The organism is Deinococcus sp. (assembly GCF_030523985.1).
Taxonomy (GTDB): Bacteria; Deinococcota; Deinococci; order Deinococcales; family Deinococcaceae; genus Deinococcus.
On sequence record NZ_JAUNHK010000181.1, the window covers coordinates 1 to 2,801 of the forward strand.

Sequence of the window (2,801 nt, forward strand, 5' to 3'; positions counted from 1 at the left end):
ACGCGGCGCAGGTCAGCCAGCGTGACTTTCAGCAGCCGCGCCTTGTACGCCTCCTGCACGTCGGGGGTCAGGCCCGCCTGGTCGCCGAAAAAGCGCATCCGGCCCACCGTGTCGGGGCTGGTCAGCGGGTCAAGCGTCTTGCTGGCCCCCAGAATCGCCTCGGTCAGCTCGCGCTCGGTCAGTTCGGTGTCGAGGAACTGGCGGGCGTCGCGGTAGACCTGATAGGTGCGGGCCACGTGCGGGTCGCGGTAACTGGTCATGCTGAACACCCCGCCGCGTGCGTCGTAGCCTGCGCCGCCGCCGTAGGCCCCGCCTTTCTCGCGGATTTCCTTGAGCAGATACTCGGAACGCAGCAACCGCGAAAGCACCAGCAGCGCGGGGCTGTCGGGGTGGGTGTAGGGCACGGCGGGAAACGCCACCGCGTTGAAGGCCACCGGGCTGTCGGTGGTGCGGGCTTGCGGCGTGTGCGGGGCCAGGGCCGGACGGGGGCGGTCCACCTCCGCCGCGCCGCTGAACTCGCTCACGATGGGCGAGAGGTCGAGGTTCACGTCCCCAGGCAGGGCGGTGAGGCAAATCAGCGGCTCACCCGCCAGAATCAGGGCGCGGATTTGCTCGAACTGGCCCAGCAGGTCGTCCAGTTTGCCACCCTCCACGATGTCTTTGAGGGTCGCCAGCATGGTCAGGCCGCCGAACTGCTCCTCAATCGCTCCAGCGGGGCTGACCTGCGCCGTCGCCAGTCGGTCGGCGTAGGCATTGCCCGCGTTCACCACACTGGCTTTCATGCCCGCCAGCCGCTGCTCTAGCAGTTGCCGCAGCCGCTCGCGGTCAAAAGTGGGGGCTGCCAGCACGTCGCGCAGCACGCCGACCAGTTCACCAGCGTTGCGGGCCAGTGCCTTGCCGCTAAAAGTAACCGAGAGGCGCAACTTGTGCAGGTCGCTAGGGTCGGTGCCGACGCCCGCGCTTGCGCCGATGCCGCCCGTCACGGCCTCGATGCGGCGGGCCAGCGCCACGTAGTCCAGCCCAGCCGCGCCGCTGCGGGTCACGGCGAAGGCGTACAGCGGCAGCACCCGCAGCAATTCAGCGGGCACTTGCGGCAAGCGCACCTGAATGTCCAGGTAGGTCAGGCCGCCCGTGGGCTGAGGCACGCGGCCAATCGTGGCGCGGCCCTGCTGCTCGGTGGTGTACTCGGGACGGACGACCTGCGCGGGCACGTCATCCAGGCCCAGGGTGGGCAGCACGTCGGGGTCGGATTCCTGCGCCTGCAAGTTCTTGAGGTTGAGGCTTTCGCGCACGATTCTGGCCTTGTCCTCGTCGGTAAAGTCCTTGCTGAGGCGCTCCACCAGTTCGCGCTCGGCCTGCTCGGTGCGCTCCGCCAGCGCGGGGTCGGGCGTCAGCACCAGCGTCACGCGGTGGGGGTTTTGCAGCAGCCACTTTTCGATCATGGGTTCAAACACGCGCCCCGCTTGCAGGTCGGCGCGGAGCTTGCCCAGTTCGGCGTCCAGGCGCAGGCCCGTCACGGGGTCGCCGCCCGTCAGCCACGGCCCCAGCAGCCGGAACATCACGCCCAGGCCGTAGGGGTAACCCGCGTTGCTGACTTCCTTCTGCTGAATTTCAAACTGGTGCAGGCTGGCTTCAATGAGGGCGGGGTCAATGCCCCCCTCGGCAATCTGGCGCAGGGTGGAGAGCACCAACTCCTGCACGGCGTCGGCCTTGTCGGTGCTCAGCCCCTTGAGGCCCACCGCGAAAGCCGCCTCGCGGAAGTCGTCGCGGTAGCCCGTCAAGTCGGCCAGTTGTGCGCCCAAACCCGACTCGATCAGCGGACGGGTCAGCGGCGCGCCCGCGTTGCCCAGCAGCACGTCGCTCAGCACGCTCCAGCGCAGGCTCTCGTCGGGGTCGCTGGCGTAGCCCAGTTTCCAGCCCAGCAGCACCTGTCCGCCGCGCTCGGTGTCGCTGCTGGGGTAGCTGACCTCTTCGCGGCGCGGTTCGCTGAAGTTCGTCTGGTCGGGAATGCTCACGTCCAGTTCCTGCTTCTGGAAGCGGGTCATCACATGCTCTTCAATCGCGTCCAGCACGCGCTCCAAGTCCTGATTGCCGTAGCTGTAGAAGTAGGCGTTGGACGGGTGGTAGTGCGCCGCGTGGAAGGCCCGCAGGTCTTCGTAGGTCAGCTCCGGAATGTTCTCGGGTGAGCCGCCCGAATTGTTGGCGTAGGTCAGGTCGGGGTAGAGCGCCTTGCCGAACGCCCGCCACATCACGCTGCCGGGCGAGGCCATCGCGCCCTTCATCTCGTTGTAGACCACGCCCTGCAGCTTCAGGGTGCTGGTGGGGTCGTCGGGCGTCTCGAACTCGAAGCGGTGCCCGTCCTGCCGGAAGCTCTCGTAGCGCAGCAGCGGGAAGAAAGTCGCGTCCAGATACACCGAGAGCAGGTTGAAGTAGTCCTGCACGTTGCGGGTGGAAAAGGGGTAGGTCGTCCAGTCGTTGGCCGTCATCGCGTTCATGAAGGTGTTCAGCGAACGCGGAATCATGGAGAAGAAGGGGTCGGGGACGGGGTAGTTTTGCGACCCCATCAGCACGTTGTGCTCCAAGATATGCGCCACGCCCGTGCTGTCTTTGGGCACGGTGGGAAAGGTGACGCCGAAGGCGAGGTTGTCGTCCTCGCGGGCGACGTGGGCGTGGCGTGCGCCGTTTTCGTGCTGGAGCAGCACCAGTTTGCCGCTCATTTCGGGCAGGTCTTCCACGCGCTGCACGCTGTAGCGGCCCAGTTTGTCCCCCACCTGGGGCAACTTGAATGCGGTTTGGGTCAT

At 66.9% G+C, this 2,801-nt stretch carries 1 protein-coding gene; it reads right to left on the reverse strand.

Features of this window, described 5'->3' with window-relative positions; translation table 11 throughout:
* The coding region (locus tag Q4C89_RS14660; RefSeq protein WP_303103361.1) for an insulinase family protein at positions 1–2,801 on the reverse strand (2,801 nt) is incomplete at its 3' end.